Annotated in this window: 17 protein-coding genes; 8 read left to right on the top strand and 9 right to left on the bottom strand. The window is 41.0% G+C overall.

The annotated features are described in order from the left end of the window. Nucleotides 1-21: 21 nt before the first annotated feature. The 8 genes from speD to LOS73_RS01245 all read right to left on the bottom strand — a co-directional run bounded on the left by speD (nucleotide 22) and on the right by LOS73_RS01245 (nucleotide 7,861). Nucleotides 22-834: an adenosylmethionine decarboxylase gene (gene speD, locus LOS73_RS01280; RefSeq protein ID WP_007376266.1), complete on the bottom strand. Its 813-nt coding sequence runs from the start codon at nucleotides 832-834 to the stop codon at nucleotides 22-24. Between the two features lie 88 nt (nucleotides 835-922). Beyond that, a complete protein-coding gene (locus tag LOS73_RS01275; protein WP_457934345.1) occupies nucleotides 923-1,336 on the bottom strand; it encodes an OsmC family protein in 414 nt (137 codons plus the stop codon). 90 nt (nucleotides 1,337-1,426) lie between these two features. Then, nucleotides 1,427-1,774: a DUF3802 family protein gene (locus LOS73_RS01270; RefSeq protein ID WP_007376264.1), complete on the bottom strand. Its 348-nt coding sequence runs from the start codon at nucleotides 1,772-1,774 to the stop codon at nucleotides 1,427-1,429. 126 nt (nucleotides 1,775-1,900) lie between these two features. Continuing rightward, entirely contained in the window at nucleotides 1,901-3,370 is a 1,470-nt protein-coding gene (gene astD / locus LOS73_RS01265) for a succinylglutamate-semialdehyde dehydrogenase (RefSeq protein ID WP_007376263.1), read from the bottom strand. A gap of 15 nt (nucleotides 3,371-3,385) precedes the next feature. After that, nucleotides 3,386-4,402, bottom strand: a complete 1,017-nt coding sequence (gene astA, locus LOS73_RS01260; RefSeq protein WP_008133413.1) for an arginine N-succinyltransferase — start codon at nucleotides 4,400-4,402, stop codon at nucleotides 3,386-3,388. Between the two features lie 85 nt (nucleotides 4,403-4,487). Then, nucleotides 4,488-5,693, bottom strand: coding sequence for an aspartate aminotransferase family protein (locus LOS73_RS01255; RefSeq protein WP_457934344.1), 1,206 nt, complete (start codon nucleotides 5,691-5,693; stop codon nucleotides 4,488-4,490). Between the two features lie 379 nt (nucleotides 5,694-6,072). Next, on the bottom strand, nucleotides 6,073-7,233 hold the full coding sequence (locus tag LOS73_RS01250; protein WP_457934343.1) for an HDOD domain-containing protein: 1,161 nt from the start codon (nucleotides 7,231-7,233) through the stop codon (nucleotides 6,073-6,075). Nucleotides 7,234-7,279: 46 nt separating this feature from the next. Then, nucleotides 7,280-7,861 (bottom strand): anthranilate synthase component II, encoded by a 582-nt coding sequence (locus tag LOS73_RS01245; protein WP_007376259.1) that lies wholly within the window; start codon nucleotides 7,859-7,861, stop codon nucleotides 7,280-7,282. Between the two features lie 545 nt (nucleotides 7,862-8,406). On the opposite strand from LOS73_RS01245, the gene LOS73_RS01240 reads away from it, so the two are divergent. Then, a complete protein-coding gene (locus tag LOS73_RS01240) occupies nucleotides 8,407-8,655 on the top strand; it encodes a YdcH family protein (protein WP_007376258.1) in 249 nt (82 codons plus the stop codon). Between the two features lie 162 nt (nucleotides 8,656-8,817). Here the strand turns inward: LOS73_RS01240 and LOS73_RS01235 are convergent, their stop codons facing one another. Continuing rightward, the gene (locus LOS73_RS01235; RefSeq protein WP_008133404.1) at nucleotides 8,818-9,636 is read right to left on the bottom strand and encodes an SDR family NAD(P)-dependent oxidoreductase; all 819 of its coding nucleotides are present in this window, start codon (nucleotides 9,634-9,636) and stop codon (nucleotides 8,818-8,820) included. A gap of 314 nt (nucleotides 9,637-9,950) precedes the next feature. Here LOS73_RS01235 and galE point away from each other — a divergent pair, with 314 nt between their 5' ends. From galE to glpD, 7 genes are all read left to right on the top strand, one after another. Continuing rightward, a complete protein-coding gene (gene galE / locus LOS73_RS01230; RefSeq protein ID WP_024593405.1) occupies nucleotides 9,951-10,964 on the top strand; it encodes a UDP-glucose 4-epimerase GalE in 1,014 nt (337 codons plus the stop codon). A 1-nt stretch (nucleotide 10,965) separates the two neighbouring features. Then, complete coding sequence (locus tag LOS73_RS01225) at nucleotides 10,966-12,030, top strand: UDP-glucose--hexose-1-phosphate uridylyltransferase (protein ID WP_457934342.1); 1,065 nt, start codon at nucleotides 10,966-10,968, stop codon at nucleotides 12,028-12,030. Next, a complete protein-coding gene (galK, locus tag LOS73_RS01220; RefSeq protein WP_033039431.1) occupies nucleotides 12,020-13,168 on the top strand; it encodes a galactokinase in 1,149 nt (382 codons plus the stop codon). Before LOS73_RS01225 ends, galK begins: the two co-directional genes overlap by 11 nt. Before the next feature lie 19 nt (nucleotides 13,169-13,187). Further along, nucleotides 13,188-14,192: a Gfo/Idh/MocA family protein gene (locus LOS73_RS01215; RefSeq protein ID WP_033039433.1), complete on the top strand. Its 1,005-nt coding sequence runs from the start codon at nucleotides 13,188-13,190 to the stop codon at nucleotides 14,190-14,192. 29 nt (nucleotides 14,193-14,221) lie between these two features. Then, nucleotides 14,222-15,544, top strand: coding sequence for an alpha/beta hydrolase family protein (locus tag LOS73_RS01210; protein ID WP_033039434.1), 1,323 nt, complete (start codon nucleotides 14,222-14,224; stop codon nucleotides 15,542-15,544). 296 nt (nucleotides 15,545-15,840) lie between these two features. Beyond that, on the top strand, nucleotides 15,841-17,337 hold the full coding sequence (glpK, locus tag LOS73_RS01205; RefSeq protein WP_149605724.1) for a glycerol kinase GlpK: 1,497 nt from the start codon (nucleotides 15,841-15,843) through the stop codon (nucleotides 17,335-17,337). Nucleotides 17,338-17,551: 214 nt separating this feature from the next. Further along, on the top strand, nucleotides 17,552-19,057 hold the full coding sequence (glpD, locus tag LOS73_RS01200; protein WP_008133395.1) for a glycerol-3-phosphate dehydrogenase: 1,506 nt from the start codon (nucleotides 17,552-17,554) through the stop codon (nucleotides 19,055-19,057). The last annotated feature ends 14 nt before the right edge of the window (nucleotides 19,058-19,071 follow it).

Genomic DNA, 19,071 nt, shown 5'->3' with positions numbered 1-19,071 from the left:
TTTTAATTTAATTCGTTGCTATTATTCTGTATCTGGCAGGTTACGGCCATAGAATATTTCTTGCATTTCACGGGTCAGTTTTGAGCGAATTTCGTCTTCTTCGCCCTCTGATAAATCTGCCGTAGAAAGGCCGAATAAATAGGTATTTAAGTCGGTTTCTTTTAACATCATTTTGGTATGGAACAGGTTTTCTTGATACACGTTCACGTCCATCATTTGGTACGCTTCTTTAGTATCTTCTGTCATGAAGTTTTGAATCGAGCTAATAGCATGATCAATGTAGTGCTTAACGCCATTTATGTCGCGGGTAAAACCACGAACACGGTAGTCAATTGTTACCACGTCTGACTCAAGGCTATGAATTAAGAAGTTTAACGCTTTAAGTGGCGAAATAATGCCACAAGTAGACACTTCAATATCAGCACGGAATGTACAAATACCATCATCAGGGTGAGCTTCTGGGTATGTGTGTACACAAATATGGCTTTTATCTAGGTGCGCAACAACTGAATCAGGTAATGGCCCTGGTGCTTCGTCAGCATCGTAATTTTGCTGCTCTTCTACTGGTTCTTCTGAAACCAAAATAGTTACACTAGCGCCTTGTGGTTCATAGTCTTGGCGCGCTACATTTAAAATGTTAGCGCCAATTATATCAACAACTTCACCTAAAATGTCGGTTAGTCTATCTGCACTATACTGCTCATCGATATATTCAATATATTCTTTACGTTGTTGCTCGGTCTTTGCGTAGCAAATATCGTAAATACTAAAGCTTAAACTTTTGGTTAAATTGTTAAAGCCATGAAGTTTAAGTTTATCGAAGGGTTTGTTCATAATAAACCAACCTATAAATTAGTGAACTCTGCACCTGCAGAATGAAAAGTTCGCGGATTTTATACGAATTTTCCTTATGGAAAAAGCGTTATTTTGCTTGATCTTGCACAACTTCGTGGCTATGCGTAATTTCTACTGTTTTATCAAGCATTAATGCAACCGAACAATACTTTTCAGCAGAGAGGGAAACGGCGCGTGCAAGGTGTTTTTCAGACACATTATTACCTTTAACAACAAAGTGTAAATTGATTTTAGTAAATACGCGTGGGGCTGTTTCGGCGCGTTCTGCACTGAGTTGCACTTGCACGTCTGAAAAATCTTGTTTGGCTTTCTTTAAAATACTGACAACATCGACTGATGAACAACAGCCAACCGACATTAAAACCATTTCCATAGGGCTTGGCGCGGCACTATCGCTACCGGCGTCAAAAACAACATTATGATTAGAATTAGAACGACCGATAAACGTATCGCCCTCAACCCATTTTACATTTGCTTGCATGTGCTTATCTCAAAAAATATTTTCTTGATTGTAAGCAACTTAGCCGCAGTTGCAAATGAAAATGTACTAGGCGGCTATATAAGCAATTGATTAATACTGTTGCGAGACTGCATTATCGAATAAGTTTTTAACTAAACCAGCAAATTCATCTATAAATGCATGCTGCTCAACCGTGACAGGCTGTGTGGTGATACTACTGAGGACTTCTTCTAAATCGTAAACTATGCCGTCAACTTCGCGTACAATTAAGCTACGCTGCTCTGTATTAAGCTCTGTGTGCTGCTCACAAATAAGCATAACATTTTGCGCAATGACGTCTTCAATTAATTCCATTACTGTTGGGGCACCTGGTTTTATCTCGCCTGGCTTCTCAAACAATGCTAAATTTTGAGTTAGATACATGATCAAATCATCGTACCCTTGCCTATCTAAAACCATTTTTTATACCACCTTAAAATAATTAATTGCCATGATTTAATCAGAAAGCGACGCGAATTACTAGCTTTGCACGATAGCAATACAAAAAAAGCAGCCGAAGCTGCTTTTGTAGTTATTAAGTAGTACTTAATCTATTTTTAAACCTGGACTTAGCGTTGCTGGCATCGCTACTTTTTCAAGCTCAACTGAAGCAACTGGGTATGCACAGTAATCAGCAGCGTAATACGCGCTTGCTCTGTGATTGCCCGACGCACCAATACCACCAAACGGTGCTGCACTTGATGCGCCAGTAATTGGGCGGTTCCAGTTAACAATGCCGGCACGAATACGACGTAAAAAGTGGTCATAATCTGCTGCACTATCACTTAATAAACCAGCCGATAAACCAAAGGTTGTATCGTTTGCTTTATCAATTGCTTGGTCAAAGTCGTCAAAGCGGAATACTTTTAAAAGTGGTCCAAAATGCTCTTCATCTGGGAAGTCACTAATGTTTGTACACTCAATAATGCCCGGTGTTACAAAACCGGTATTGGCTGTGTGCTCAAGTTCTACTAATACTTGAGCGCCAAGCTCAACAAGCTCGTTTTGCGCTTTAACCATGCCTGCTGCTGCCGCTGATGAGATCATAGAGCCCATAAATGGCTGGTCTGCATCATCGTAGTTGCCTACTTTAATCGCTTTAGTTGCAGTGATAAGGCGCTCTAAAATTGCATCGCCTTTGCTACCTTTAGGTAAAAACAATTTACGTGCACATGTACAACGCTGGCCGCTTGAGATAAACGCTGATTGAATAATATCGTGAACAACCGCTTTAGTGTCTTCAACGTCAGTAATAATAAGTGGGTTATTACCACCCATTTCTAGCGCTAAAATTTTACCCGGTTGACCCGCAAACTGTTCATGTAAAATATGACCAGTACGCGAAGAACCCGTAAAAAACAAGCCATCAATCCCTTTGTGAGCAGCAAGGGCTTTACCCGTTTCTACTTCACCTTGAACTAAGTTAATTACACCAGCTGGTAAGCCTGCTTTTTCCCACAGTTTAAGCGTAAGCTCAGCAACCTTAGGAGTAAGTTCAGACGGTTTAAATACAACCGTGTTACCTGCTAAAAGTGCTGGCACAATGTGGCCATTAGGTAAGTGACCCGGAAAGTTATACGGACCAAATACGGCTACAACCCCATGTGGCTTATGACGAATCATCGCACGGCCAAGTGGCATTGCGTTTTCTACGTCGCCAGTGCGCTCTAAAAATGCTTTTTCAGAAATGGCAATTTTACCAACCATAGCACCCGCTTCTGTGCGCGTTTCCCACAGTGGCTTACCAGTTTCTTGTGCGATAGTAATAGCGAGCTCTTCGCTGTTTTCTTTTAATTGCGCTGCGAATGCTTTAATTATTTCTAAACGCTCAGTAAAGCTTTTATCAGCCCATGCGTAAAACGCTTCGCGCGCTGCATTTACTGCGGTATCTACTTGCGCCGCAGTTGCTGATGATGCCTGCCAAATAACGTCGTTATTTGCAGGGTTTAGCGAATTAAATTCTGTGCCTTGGCCTTGTGACCATTGACCATTTATAAATTGTGCAGGATGAGTCATATACTTTCTCCTAAATTAAATCGTGGTTGCACTAACAATATCGCCAGCTTGCAAATGCAATGCATCTGCTATTTCTTGCGATAAAATAAGGCTTTTTGCGCGCTCGTCAAATGTCATTGGCGCAACAGTTGCTCTAAAATCTTCAAGCTTTTCGTTCGCTAGTAACACCATGGTGTCGCCAGTCATTTCGCCAATTTCAACGTTAAAGTGATTTGCATTACGAATCGTCGCAATGTTATCTACTTTGGCTTCAACCGTTGGGCCGCCGTCAAAAATATCTACGTAGCCATTAAACGTAAAGCCTTCGCTTTTTAATAACTCGATTGCTGGGCGAGTGTTGTCGTGTACTTTACCTATTACGGCTTGCGCATCTTTACTTAGCAAGTTTACGTAAATTGGGTATTTAGGCATTAATTCAGCAATGAAAACCTTTTGGCCAATACCTGTTAAGTAATCGGCTGTTGGAAAATCCATTGAGAAAAAGTGCTCTTCAAGCCACTGCCAAAAAGGGCTACTGCCGTTTTCGTCAGACACACCGCGCATTTCTGCGATCACTGTTTGTGCAAAACGCTCTTGATGCTGTTTTATAAACATAAAGCGCGCTTTTGAAAGTAGCTTACCGTTACAATTTTTACGATAGCCATCTTTTAAAAACAATGTGCAAAGCTCTGTAGCACCTGTGTAGTCGTTACATAGCGTTAAAATATCAACCGCTTTGTAGACGTTTAATGTACGCGAAGAGTGAATCACTTTACTTAAGTGATAATGATAAAATGCATCATCAAGCCCTACCGCAGCTTCAATTGCAGACGTACCTACAACGTCACCGGTTTCGCTATCTTCAAGAACAAACAGGTAGCCTTCGTCACCAGGTTGTGACGTTTGTTTAGCAAAAGAGCTTACTGAATGGTCAATCTTTTTTTGCAATAGTTCTTCGTTTAATGGCAAAGACGTAAAACCATGCCCTGATTCGTGGGCTATTTTCAGTAATGCTGAATAATCATTTTGCTGGATTGGGCGAAGGATCATCATGAGTCCGCTTGCTCCCTTATAAATAACGGTAAATAGGAATTGCAGGGCAAGCGGTGCTTGCCCTTAATTGGTTGGCTTAAGTCGCTTATGCGTTTACTACGCTTGCTACTGCTTTTTCAAAGCGCGCCATACCTTCGCGAATGTCCGCTTCAGGAATTACTAAAGATGGAGTGAAACGTACTACATCCGCACCAGCAACTAATGACATAAGACCTTGCTCAGTACCTGCCACTAAAAACTCTTTTGCACGACCTTTGTATTTCTCGTTCACTACTGCACCAATTAATAAACCTTGGCCACGGATTTCGCTAAATACGTTGTATTTTTCGTTAACCGCGCTAAGTAGTTCATTAAATAATGCTGCTTTTTCTTTTACGCCAGCCAGTACTTCTGGGGTATTTACTGTATCAAATGCCGCTTCTGCAACAGCACACGCAAGCGGGTTACCGCCATAAGTAGAACCATGTGTGCCTACTTTAAGGTGCTGTGCAATTTCAGTTGTTGTGATCATAGCGCCAATAGGGAAACCGCCGCCAAGTGCTTTAGCCGAAGTTAAAATATCAGGTACTATGTTTAAGCCTTGGTATGCGTATAAATCGCCAGTACGGCCAACACCTGTTTGAACTTCATCAAAAATAAGCAGTGCGTTATGTTTAGTACATAAATCGCGAACGCCTTGAGCAAACTCATCAGTTGGTGAAACAATACCGCCTTCACCTTGTAGAGGTTCCATCATTACGGCACATGTTTTATCGCTGATAAGTGCTTCAAATGCAGCAAGGTCATTGTAATCGCAATGTACAATGTCGCCAGGCTTAGGGCCAAAACCATCTGAATATGCAGCTTGGCCGCCAACAGTTACGGTAAAGAATGTGCGACCGTGGAAACCTTTGTTGAACGCGATGATTTGTGATTTTTCTGCGCCAAACTTATCAAGTGCAAAACGACGCGCTAATTTAAGCGCGGCTTCGTTTGCTTCTGCGCCAGAGTTCGCAAAGTAAACTTTTTCAGCAAATGTCGCATCAACCATTTTTTTAGCTAGGCGAAGTGCCGGCTCATTGGTCATTACGTTAGATAGATGCCAGATTTTTTCGCCTTGCTCTTTTAATGCGCCTACTAATGCAGGGTGGCAATGGCCAAGACAGTTAACGGCAATACCACCAGCAAAGTCGATAAACTCTCGACCTTGTTGATCCCATACGCGAGAGCCTTCGCCTCGAACAGGAATTACGCTTGAAGGTGCGTAGTTAGGAACCATTACGTGATCAAATAATTCGCGATTGACTGTCATTTTATTTCCTCTTAATTGTGAGCAACACAAAACATCAAAATAGGTGTTTGGTTACTATTTGTAACCAACTTTATAGGCAAGATCAGTAACCTGATAATTGCGCAAAATTGCTTTGTGGTTCAATTTTCAGACGCACATTATTTCAGAATTACTTAAATCTGTCTCGTTAAAAACTTTCATGTATCCCTTTAAAATAAAGGGCTAAAGATATTATTTCATAGATAGTGAATAACTATTTGCATAGTCAATTATGTTCATTTTTAGACAACTAACCGCATGAGCACTGAGGCGCACACACTTTAAGTGTTAAATATGCAATATAACAATAGAGTGAGAATGAATGATTAGTCGCTAAAAAATTAACAAAAATTTTAAGTTTTTAGTCAATTTGAATAGCTAGATTGGTAAAATTACTTGTTTCGAGGGTTTTTAGTTCCGTTTTAGTGAACTTAAAGTACGAAAACCATGCTGTTGTTTCATCAGATTCAATAAGCTGGTGTTCTTTTAAATTTAGATATTGAGAGTAGCAACGCGCTTTTAACATTACCTCGGTTAAAGGTAGCATTGTATCGCCCTTATCGACTCCATTAACCAACTGCTGCATGACCCCTTGAAACGGCAAATACTTAAATTTCATCTTCTCAATAACTTTAGCACTGATAGCTAAAGATTGGTTATTAAGTAACGTAGTTAAAAAAAGCGGGTCGGGTTTTAACTCTAATAACGCAGTGTGCAAGTCTTTGCGCTGCTCTTGGCGCGCTATTTGTACTTTACGTTGCCATACTTGCTCAAAAGTTTTTAAATATAAACGCACTAATGCGATTCGCCCTACATCTAAAAGCATACCAAGGGTAAATGCATGAATATCGTTTACATTGTTAATTTGCGCTATTTTTTGTGCTGCAATCGCATTAGCCATTGCACTATCACGTAGCCTGCGCTTTAGCAGTGAAAATGGTTCAGTACTGTGTGGCATCCAATGACGTACTGCAAAAGTAGGTATGACTAACTGTAAATTATCAAGGCCAATGTAGCGCAGAGCAAGCGCGGGGCTATCTACTTTTACTGAGGTGTTTTTACTACGCTGTTTTCGATAGTAAGGTAAATTAACGAGTGTGACTAACTCACGCCCAAGCCAGCTTAAATCGTTTACTAGAGGCTCTAGCCGCCCTACAGTTGCAGACTTAACCGCTAAAAGATCAAGAATAGTTGCAATACCATCTTCAATCCCTAACGTATTTAGGATTACGGCATCCATGTCGCTTAGTTGCCTAAAAATAGCTGTTTCTATTGCTTTGTGAAGTACTTCACTCGCCTGAGCTCGATACTTATGATGCGCAGTACTGCTCTGCTGACGTTTATGTTGTGCTGCGACCTCAACTTGAAGCAACGTACGTTGCTTCATTGGCTCGCCATATTCTATTTCTAATGTATGAATAAAACCAATTTGCTGATGCGCAAAGCTATGACCAAGCAATAAATCATGTGCTCGTTGGTCAAGTATTTTAGCTGTTCGTTGTTGCGCTACAAGTTCAGTCATAACATCCATTCATTAGTAAATATAAAATAAGTATCGGTATTAAAAATTAGAAGCGCATTAAAAAGTTATCAAGCAGTGCTAATCCTTGTTCAGTTAAAATAGCTTCAGGATGAAACTGCACTCCCTCTATCGCTAACTCTTTATGGAGTAACCCCATAATTTCGTCAAATTCACCTAATTCGGTTTGACTCCACGCGGTTACTTCAAGCTCTTTAGGCAGTGTTTGTGCTTTAACGACTAAAGAGTGATAACGACATACCGTTAATGGGTTGGCTAAACCTTTAAATACACCTTTATTGGTATGAACGATGGGCGATGTTTTACCGTGCATAATTTTTTTAGCACGAATGACATCACCACCCAAAGCTTGTGCGATGGTTTGGTGTCCCAAACAAATGCCTAAAATTGGGTATTGCCCTTTTAGCTGCTCAACCACGCTTAACGATATACCAGCTTCGTTAGGTGAGCAAGGACCCGGCGATAACACGATGTGTTTCGGGTTTAACTGTTTTATTTGTGCAATGCTTAGCTCGTCATTACGTTTTACTAAAACGTCTTGATCTAAACGCTGAAAATATTGCACTAAGTTGTAAGTAAACGAATCGTAGTTATCGATCATTAACAGCATTACACAACAGACCTTATAAATTATTGACCACTACTTCACACAAGTGGTACTAAGCGCTGCATTCTACCACTATTAATTAACCAACATAAATTAGCAAAAAGCGTTAAAAACTTGCTCTTTTAACTAAAATAGCAGCTCAAGATAGATTTATTGCCCAGAGTTCAGGTTACTTAAGTTTAATTCCACTCATAGTCGCTTAACTTCTGTGGTTATTCTACTTCCTCGCATCTTGAGCAATAATATCAAGCCCTAAGCTTTTCACGAGTAGTTAATACGACTATTTCAGCTGTATACCCCAGCCATAAATTATTGACCGCTAAAGTACGTGCGTTTATCGATCATTTTATTGCCTGCTTTGGTGAAGTCCCTTATTAGAAAAAACAATAACTGCTAAAAAGTAAAAGCGGTTGTTTGCGCTATATCAAATTAAGTTGGCAATGGTTGATTTATGATTGTTTAAACCCCAGTGTATTATGTGAAGGTAATAATTCACTTAAACAACTCACTTACTTGTGAGCTCATTTATATCCTATTAAGGAGCGAATATGTTAGGCGAAGACCACTCATTAACAAACGACTTTCCAGATCATTTAAATGCCATTGCAACACTCAATACTGACGATTCTGAATTTGCCGAAAAGGCAACACAATACGATAAGTTAGACAAAGAAATAAGAGTATTGGAGCTTAAAGATGCGCCAATTAGCGATGAACAAATGCATCAATTAAAGCATGTTCGCTCAGAATTAAAAGATTGGCTATACCAGCGTTTACTTCAAGCCGAACAACACTAAAAAGTAAAAAAGAGTTCGCTGTAAACAGTGAACTCTTTACTCGTCTTCAATCAAAAATCTATATTACTTTACAAAATCACCCACTGGATTCATAAACACAGTAGCAGGGCTTTAAAGTTGTCATAAAGCGCGCACTCAGCAGTCCACGTATAGGTTTATTCATTATAATTCACCTAATTTAAGCTGTGCTAAAACACTATCTAATGTATCAACTAGTTGTTGGTTTTTAGTCTCGTTTAATGCATCTATATGTGGCGGTGCAAAACGCTCAGCATCGTTATCAAAATACAAACCTGTGGCGTTGTTAAATTCATCGCTAAGCGCAGCACGATAAAAAATATCAGCTCCTAGTTTTAGATCTCCACCGTCTAATCCGTATGCATCTTTAACCATTTTGCTACCCAGTAACGATTTTGGATTTACTGATACAACTAACGGGCCTACCTCTTTTAATTTAAGTCCTAGATAGCGCGACCACATCGTAATAGCTAACTTACTTTGTGCATAAGCGTCACCATCCGAAAGCGCCTTATTACCAATAAGTGCATCAAGGTTAACGCTTGATTGCGCGGCCGATGATACGTTAACTACACGCGCATTTTTATTTAATAGTGGTAACAGTAATTTAGTCAGTAAATAAGGTGCAAATGTATTTACGGCAAAACGCGCATCAAGGCCATCAGGTGTTGTTACGTTCTCAAGCTTGAATACACCAGCGTTATTAATAAGTACGTCAATTTGTTTATGATCTGCGCTTATCTGTTCTGCCAAATAATGTACCTGTGACATTTCGCTTAAATCGGCCACATAGCTTTGAGTACTTGCTTGCGGGTAATGCTCGTTTAACATTGTCTGTACATTATTAAGCTTTTCTATATTACGACCATGCAGTAATACAGTCTGACCTTGGGCTAGTAACATTTTTGCCGTCTCTAAACCAATGCCATCTGTTGCACCGGTGATTAAAATGATTTTTTTCATGTGTATGCCCTCTCAGTGCAACATTAAAGTAGTTAACCTGGACTCTAGATAATAAATATCTTAACCAGGGTTGTGGTTAGTTAAAGCCCAGTTACAGTCTTAAAGTAAATTATGCAGCTATCGTAGCACCCCAATACCGTCGTGATAATTAGCCATGTAATAGAATCAGTTTATAAAATAAATTGATAAAGCGAGGATCTGATGAGCGAATGTTTTTTATTCTTCTATTTGAATTTTGCTCTAATCATTACTATTGTTTTTACACCCCCTTAATAGTAGTATTTATCATATAAATATACTTTTCGAGAAATAACATGAAAGTTTTAGTTACTGGCGGCATGGGTTATATAGGTAGCCACACATGTATTGCATTGCATGAAGCAGGTATTACACCTGTTATTTATGATAACTTATCTAATGCAAGTGCGCGGGTACTTGACCAACTCGAAAAGATTACAGGTACTCGGTTTGAGTTTATTTTGGGTGACATTCAAGACGAGCAACAATTTAAACTCGCTCTAAAACATACTAAAGCCGAAGCTGTTTTTCACTTTGCAGCTTTAAAAGCCGTTGGCGAATCAACTGAGCAACCGCTGCGTTATTATCAAAATAATGTGTCGGGCACATTAAGCATGTTACAGAGCATGCAAGAGGCAGGCGTTAACCATATTATATTTAGCTCATCGGCTACTGTGTACGGCGAGCCAGACTACCTCCCTATTGACGAAAAGCATCCTATACGCGCAACTAACCCCTATGGTTGGACTAAAGTCATGGTTGAGCAAGCCATGCAAGACGTATGTAATGCCAACAGTCAATTTATGGGGATTGCGCTTCGTTACTTTAACCCAGTAGGTGCACACCCAAGCGGTTTACTAGGCGAAAGTCCTAATGGTATTCCTAATAACTTAATGCCATTTATTGCCCAAACTGCAGTAGGTAAGCGCGACGTGGTAAATATTTTTGGTGACGACTACGACACCGAAGATGGCACCGGCGTGCGCGACTATATTCACGTTTTAGATTTAGCGAAAGGCCACGTTGCCGCTTTTATGCAGCACAAAACAGACACAGCTTTTCATGCTTATAACTTAGGCACAGGGCAAGGTTATTCTGTGCTTGATATGATTAAAGCATTTAGCGCATCAGCCAATAAAGATATTCCGTATAAGATTGCACCGCGCCGAGCAGGTGATATTGCCTGTAATTACGCCGATGCCACAAAAGCGCAAAACACACTTAACTGGCACGCAGAACTAACACTTAGCGACATGACAAACGACACATGGCGCTGGCAAACTAATTACCCAAGTGGGTTGGAGAGTTAATATGACTTTATTAGAAAGTACTCACAGACGTAAAAATCCGCTAACGGGTCGTTGGGTATTAGTGTCACCACATCGTAATAATCGCCCATGGTTAGGCGCAACAGAAGCTGTTAACGAAAACGTATTACCAAAACACGATGACAGCTGCCCACTTTGTCCTGGCAACACCCGTGCAAATGGCGACAGTAACCCAGATTACAAATACACCCATGTATTTAGAAATGACTTTGGCGCACTCACACCTAATGCCAGCGAGCAATTACAAAGCTTAGAGTCAGGCAGCGATTTATTTATTGCCGACGAAGCCAGTGGCGAATGCCGCGTAATTTGTTTTTCTCCGGAGCACAATAAAACACTACCAGAGCTTAGCCAAAATGCATTGCACGAAGTAGTAAAAACTTGGAAACAAAATTACACAGAGCTTGCACAGCAGTACGAATGCGTACAAGTTTTTGAGAATAAAGGCGAGATCATGGGTTGTTCGCAACCTCATCCTCACGGTCAAGTATGGGCGCATTCGCATTTATCAACGGAAATTGAAGCCGAAGATAACCAGCAGCTCGCCTATTATGAAAAGCATGGCACAGCCTTGCTTGCCGATTACGCGCAAAAAGAGCAAGCAGATCAAACTCGTGTAGTATTTGAAAACGAGCACTGGCTTGTGGTTGTGCCATTTTGGGCTGCATGGCCGTTTGAAACAATGCTAGTAACTAAAGATAACATTCAAAACTTTAGCCAGCTAAACGATGCACAAACCGACTCTTTAGCTCAGGCTCTTAAAGTATTAACCACTAAATACGACAACGTATTTAATTGCAGCTTCCCCTACTCAATGGGTTGGCACAATGCACCGGCCAATAGAGGCTCTGATGAGCAGCACTGGCGCTTGCATGCACATTTTTATCCGCCGCTACTTCGCTCTGCTACCGTTAAAAAACACATGGTAGGCTACGAAATGCTAGGCGAAAGCCAACGCGATTTAAGCGCAGAAACCGCCGCTTCTATTTTAAAAGCAGCCAGTACCACACATTATAAAGATACAGCAGGACACATAGATGAAGCTTAACGAATTCCAACAACAATTTTTGTCACTGTATGGCGCTCCTGCTCAAGGTATTGCAGCAGCACCGGGGCGTGTAAACCTCATTGGCGAATTTACCGACTACAACGATGGCTTTGTTTTACCGTGTTCGTTAGCGTTTCGTACCCAAGTTATGTTTAAACAGCGCGACGATAATATTATCACTGTGCGCTCTTTAAATTACCCAGGCGAGCAAGACCGCTTTAGCGTTGATGAAGAAATCACTGAAGGCCAATCGCAATGGGGTAACTACATTCGCGCGGTGGCTTTTGTACTTAAACGAGCAGGCCATACATTACGTGGCGCTGACCTACTTATTGATAGTAATTTGCCGCAAGGCAGTGGCTTGTCGTCATCGGCAGCACTCGAAGTTGCTGTTGGCGGTATGTTTAACCATATTGCACAGCTTGGTTTACCACCAGAGAAAATTGCGTTATTTGGCCAAGAAGCCGAAAACGACTTTATGCATTGCCAATGCGGTATTATGGATCAGCTTATTTCGGCTAAAGGCGAGAATGGTCACGCACTTTTAATTGACTGCGAAAACTTAGCGACTACGGCGGTAAAAGTACCAGATGATTTAAACATTGTTATTGTTAATTCAAACTACCCGCGTAAATTAGTTGATAGCGAATACAACCAGCGCCGTATTGACTGCGAACAAGCTGCTGTAAAAATGGGTGTAGAAACACTTCGCCAAGCAACCATGACTGGCTTGCAAGCAGTAAAAGCGACATTAAGCGAAAACGAATATAAACGTGCACACCACGTAATTAGCGAAAACGACCGCGTAATTGCAGCAACTACTGCACTGCAAAATAACGATATGGATGCACTTCGTACGCTAATGGCAGCATCGCACCAATCACTTAAACACGACTTTGAAGTAACCGTACCGGCAACCGATGGCCTAGTAGAAATTTGTAAAGAAGCGATGGGCGAGCGCGGCGCAGTACGTATGACAGGGGGTGGTTTTGGTGGTGCAATTGTATGTTTGTGTCGTGATGCTGAAGTACCACTAATTAAAGCAGCGGTAGAAAAGCATTACTTTGAGCGTTTTAGCCTAAATGCTGATATTTACGTATGTTCAGCGGGTTCAGGATTACAAATTACGTCTTTTTAAATAAATTTAAGGAATAAGCATGGCAAAGGTTAATTGGGGAATTATTGGGTGTGGCAATATAGCTCACACCTTTGCTAAAAGCATTGCACATTGTAGTGATGCACAGCTTATTGGCGCGGCATCAACGAGTATGCAGCGCGCTAAAGAATTTGCCACACCGTACAATATTCAAGGCTATGAGAGCTATCAAGCTCTTATGCAATGCCCAAATATAGATGCTATTTATATTGCCAATACGCACGATCAACACTTTAAAACGATAGCCCAATGCTTAAAGCACAATAAGCACGTGCTAAGCGAAAAACCAATTACCGTTAATGCTAAGCAGTTGCAAAGCCTCACTGAGCTTGCAAAACAACAAAACTGCTTTTTAATGGAAGGCGTTTGGATGCGATTTTTACCAGCCATAGTAAAATTACAACAACTCCTAAATGAAGGTGTTATTGGTAATGTACACAGTGTTAATGCCAACTTTAGTTTACCTGGCAGCTTTGCCGACACTCATCGATTAATGAACCCTGTAACAGCGGGTGGCGCCCTACTCGATTTAGGTATTTATCCTATTTCGATTGCTGATGTGGTATTTAATAAAGCCCCTGAACACATCAAATCCTTTGTACATAAAAGCACAACCGGTGTTGATGAGCGAAGCACTGCTATAGTTGATTACGGTAATGGGCAATTTGCATCTCTTGCCAGCGCACTGCAGCAAAATGGCCCAACAGAAGCATGTATTAATGGTGAGCTTGGCTATATTCGAATACCTCAGTTTGTAGGTGCACAAACGCTAGAGCTACACATAAACGACCAAGACCCTCAGTACTTTGAATACAACTTTAGCGACAATGAAAATTTCAAGTTTGAAATTGCACATGTCACGCAGTGTATATTACAAAAACAAACCCAAAGCAGCGTATTACCACTGGGTACTAGCTTACGAGTTATGAACATAATGGATACCTTACGAGCACAATGGCAGTTGCAATATAGCAATGCCGTCGAGTCGGCTGAACTGACTAATTAAAAAATAAAAATACACAACAAGGACACACAATGACACACACACTCAAGGCGCTTTCAAAAGCTATATTACTTGCTACGTGCAGTTTATCTGCCAGTGTAGCTGTTGCTGAATCTAATAAACCAGAGCAGCTATACCCGCCAATCACTAGCGAAGTACTCCCAGAACTTGCAGCTAAAGGTAGCTACAATGTAGGTGTGCAAACACTTGGTTTAGTTAACCCTGCGCAATTTGATCCCGCTACACAAGGTCAAAAAGATCGTCCTTTAAAAGTAGAAGTGTGGTATCCGGCTGCAAATACAGCAAAAGCACCACTTAGCAGCTACACTGATCAAACTCGCTCAGGTAAAGAGTTTACTCTGCAAGCCGATGCAATGCGTGATGTCGCCATAAATAGTAAAGAGCACTACCCTGTCATTGTGCTTTCGCACGGTTATACCGGTTACCGTACAATTATGTACTACCTTGGCGAGCACTTAGCGTCACACGGTTACATAGTTGTAGCGATTGATCATACTGATTCAACTAACGCAGATGTTGATTTTAAAAATGCGCCGTTCTCTGGCTTTTTCAGTACGCTTATAAATCGCTCTCGCGATCAGCAGTTTGTTATTAATTACTTCAACGAGCAAAATAACTTTGCAAGTAAGCAAGTAGATAACAAAAGCGCTGGTGTAATTGGTTACTCAATGGGTGGCTATGGCGCGGTAAATACGATAGGTGGTTGTTACGCTTTTAATGAGCAAACTACGGCCATGTTTACGGGTATAAAAGACCCAGCTCAGATTAAACAAGTACAGCAACTACTCAACAGCTGCGCTGGTGGACAATACCAAAACCCAAAAGTAGACCCACGTATAAAAGCCATGGTTGCCTTTGCACCGTGGGGCGGACAGCACGCTATATTTGATGCCAAAGCAATGGCAAATATTAAAGTACCTTCGCTTTATATAGCTGGTAACTTAGATGACATTTCGGGTTATGAGGGCATTAAAAACCTATATAACCAAACAGGCAGCGAAGATAAGTACATGCTTACTTACAAAAATGCGCGCCATAATATTGCACCACACCCAGCCCCTGCTATTGCACAAAGCAGCAGTGAGTTAGATATAGGCCATTACTACGAGCCATCGTGGTCTATGCGCACACTAAACGAAATCAATAAACACTTTGTGCTTGCTATGATGGATTGCCACGTAAAAGGTATAGCCAGTGAGTGTAAATACTTAGATTTACCACAAAACGGCGACCAAGCTGTTGTTGATGGTAAGCCACTACCACAGTGGCACGGATTTGATAATCGCTTTTCCACTGGTATGGATTGGCAGCAAGCTAAACCACACGTTAAGTAACTGAGCTCTGGATAATAAATCTATCTCAAGCAGCTATGTTCAGCGTTAACTGCGTTGAATTTACTTGCAATAGTCCGTCAGATTTCAAGTTAAATAACTCACTAAAAGCGACTGTTTCTCTTAAATAGTCGCGCTCGCACTTAAAATTTACTCAAAGTAAAACGCCCTGCTTTTTAAAAGTTATCAATAAAAACAGGCGAGTTTACTTTTTAGTAAGATATTTTAAGAAAAACCATTGCCATTAGCTAACGTTAAAGGCAATCTAGCTATATATAAGATAAATAATATTAATAAATATGTCCAAATACATACTCTCAATTGATCAAGGAACCACAAGCTCTCGTGCCATCTTGTTTACAAAAGATGCAGACGTTTTTGGTACAGCACAGCAAGAATTTCCTCAGCATTTTCCACAGAACGGCTGGGTTGAGCACGATCCTAACGATATTTGGCAAACAGTGCTTAGCACTAGTCGCGAAGTACTCGCTAAACAAGATGTAAAGCCTGAAGAAATTATCGCTATAGGTATCACTAACCAACGCGAAACCACCCTAGTATGGAACAAAAAAACAGGCAAAACGATTTATAACGCGATTGTTTGGCAAGATAGACGCACTAGTGACTATTGCGAAAGCCTTACGACCGATGAACTTTGCCAAACTATTAGCGAAAAAACAGGCTTGCTACTTGACCCTTATTTTTCAGCCACTAAAGTTCGTTGGATTTTAGATAATGTTGAAGGCGCACGCGAACAAGCCCTCGCTGGCGAACTGGCTTTTGGTACGGTTGACACTTACCTACTTTGGCAACTAACAGGTGGTAAAGAACATCGCACTGATGCAACGAATGCATCCCGTACTATGTTATTTAATATTCATACCCAGCAGTGGGATCAAGAGCTTCTAGAGTTATTCGATATTCCAGAATCTATGCTGCCAGAAGTAATGGACTCAGCTGACGAATTTGGCTCAACGAGCGCTGATATTTTTGGTGCACCAATTCGTGTATGCGGTATTGCTGGTGATCAACAGGCAGCCCTTGTTGGTCATGCATGTTTTGAGCAAGGCATGGCAAAAAGTACATATGGCACTGGCTGCTTTTTAATGCTTAACACCGGCGAAAAAGCACTTACCTCAGAAAACCGCTTACTGACTACTGTTGCCTATAGACTAAACGGCAAACCAACTTACGCCATTGAAGGCAGTATCTTTATGGCTGGCGCGACTATGCAGTGGATTGTGGAAGGCTTAAAACTACTTAGTCATGCTGGCGAAAGTGAATCGATGGTTAAAGATGTCCCCCTCGATCATGGTGTATTTTTAGTACCTTCGTTCACGGGTTTAGGTGCACCTTATTGGGACCCAAATGCACGTGGCGCTATTTTAGGTCTTACACGCGACTCAGGAATTAGCACTATTGTTGCGGCTGCTTTGCAATCAGTGGGTTATCAAACCAAAGATTTACAAAAAGCGATGGAGCGTGATGGCCTTCGGCCAAGTGTGCTTCGTGTAGATGGCGGCATGGTAAAAAACAATTGGGTTATGACCTTCCTATCAAACATTTTAGGTGCAACAGTAGAGCGTCCAACGGTGACCGAAACCACCTCTTTAGGGGTCGCTTATTTAGCAGGCTTACAAACCGGCGTTTACGAATCAACTGAGCAGTTATCGAAAATGTGGACATGTGACCGTCGTTTTGAGCCCACCATGAGTGCCGACGAGCGTAATGATTTATATGCAAAATGGCAGCACTGTGTAGCTCAAGTGTGCTTAACAAATAAAAATTGCCCGTAGTAAATACTAAGTGGCTAAGGCTAATACTTTAGTCACTTTGTCTTTTTTAACTTAGCTAAATGCTCGATTTAAAAGGCACACTTTACTGCTCCAAATTGAAAGTGGATTCGCGTCAAAATTAACAAATAAAAAACTGGGTTTTCTATTGTCAAATGAAAACAGCAGCTTTATGATGCTATATGTATTATTTATATTATAAATAAAAGGGTGCTCGGTGAAATTAGCAGATAACGAATATGACTTACTAGTCATCGGTGGCGGCGTAAACGGCACAGGCATAGCAGCAGATGCTGCTGGTAGAGGACTTAAAGTACTTTTGTGCGAACAGTCAGATCTAGCTTCTGCAACGTCTTCAAACAGCTCCAAGCTGATCCATGGTGGTCTGCGCTACCTTGAGCACTACGAATTTAGATTAGTAAAAGAAGCCTTAGCCGAGCGAGAAGTGCTGCTAAAAAATGCCCCTCACATTATGTGGCCACTTACGTTTAGATTACCCCATCAAAAGCATTTACGCCCTGCATGGATGATCCGCATTGGCTTATTTATGTATGACAACCTAGCAAAACGAGTTACGTTACCTGCATCGAAGAGCATTAAATTTGGCGAGCATAGCGTACTAGAACCTTCAATTACTAAAGGTTTTGAATACGCTGATGGCTGGGTTGATGACTCTCGCTTAGTTATTTTAAACGCCCTTGCAGCGCAGCAAAAAGGCGCAGTAATTGCCACACAAACTAAATGTGTCAAAGCGCATCGTGAGCAAGATAAATGGCAAGTAACGCTTGAGCAACAAAGTACAAAATCGCATTATAGTATTGCTGCTAAAGGCATAGTAAATGCAGCGGGTCCTTGGGTTGCTAAGCTTTTTGATGAAGCACTCGAAGAAAAATCACCACAAAATATTCGCCTTGTAAAAGGTAGCCACATTGTCGTGCCACGCATTCATAACGAACCGCAAGCTTATATTTTACAAAATAAAGATCAGCGTATTGTGTTTGTTATTCCGTTTGAAGATGATTACTCACTTATTGGCACGACTGATGTTGAGCACAAAGGTGAGGCACAAGACGTTAAAATTAGTGAAGAAGAAATCGATTACCTTATTGAGATTACTAATAGCTACTTTAAAACTCCGATTAAACGCCAAGATATTGTGCATACTTTTTCAGGTGTACGTCCATTACTTGATGATGAATCAGTTAATGCACAAGCCGTTACTCGCGATTATAAACTAGAGCTTTCGAGTGATGCTAAACAAACACCTCTACTGAGTGTGTTTGGCGGAAAAATTACAACTTACCGCAAACTTGCCGAAGCTGCGGTTAACAAGCTTGAAGACTTTTACCCGCAAATGAGTGAAGCTTGGACTAAACATAGTGCGTTACCAGGTGGCGATTTTAGCTCTGTAGAAGCACTTAAAGCGCAATTACAAACAACCTATAATTGGTTACCACAAATACTGCTAAATCGCTTTGTACGCACCTATGGTACGCGCACTATAAATATTTTGGGTGATGCAAAACAACTAAGCGATTTAGGTCAAGATTTTGGGCATAACTTATTTGCAGCAGAGGTCGATTTTTTATTAAATGAAGAGTGGGCACAAAACGCATATAACATATTATGGCGCCGCACAAAGTTAGGACTGCGCTTTAGTGAAACCCAAACTACCACCCTTAATAATTATATTGAACAAAGCAAAGCGGCCAAAATTGCTTAATAACCGCTAAAGAA

Source organism: Pseudoalteromonas sp. SCSIO 43210 (assembly GCF_054133285.1).
The sequence above is the reverse complement of the archived record's forward strand: the minus strand, read 5'-3'. Positions and strand labels throughout refer to the sequence as shown.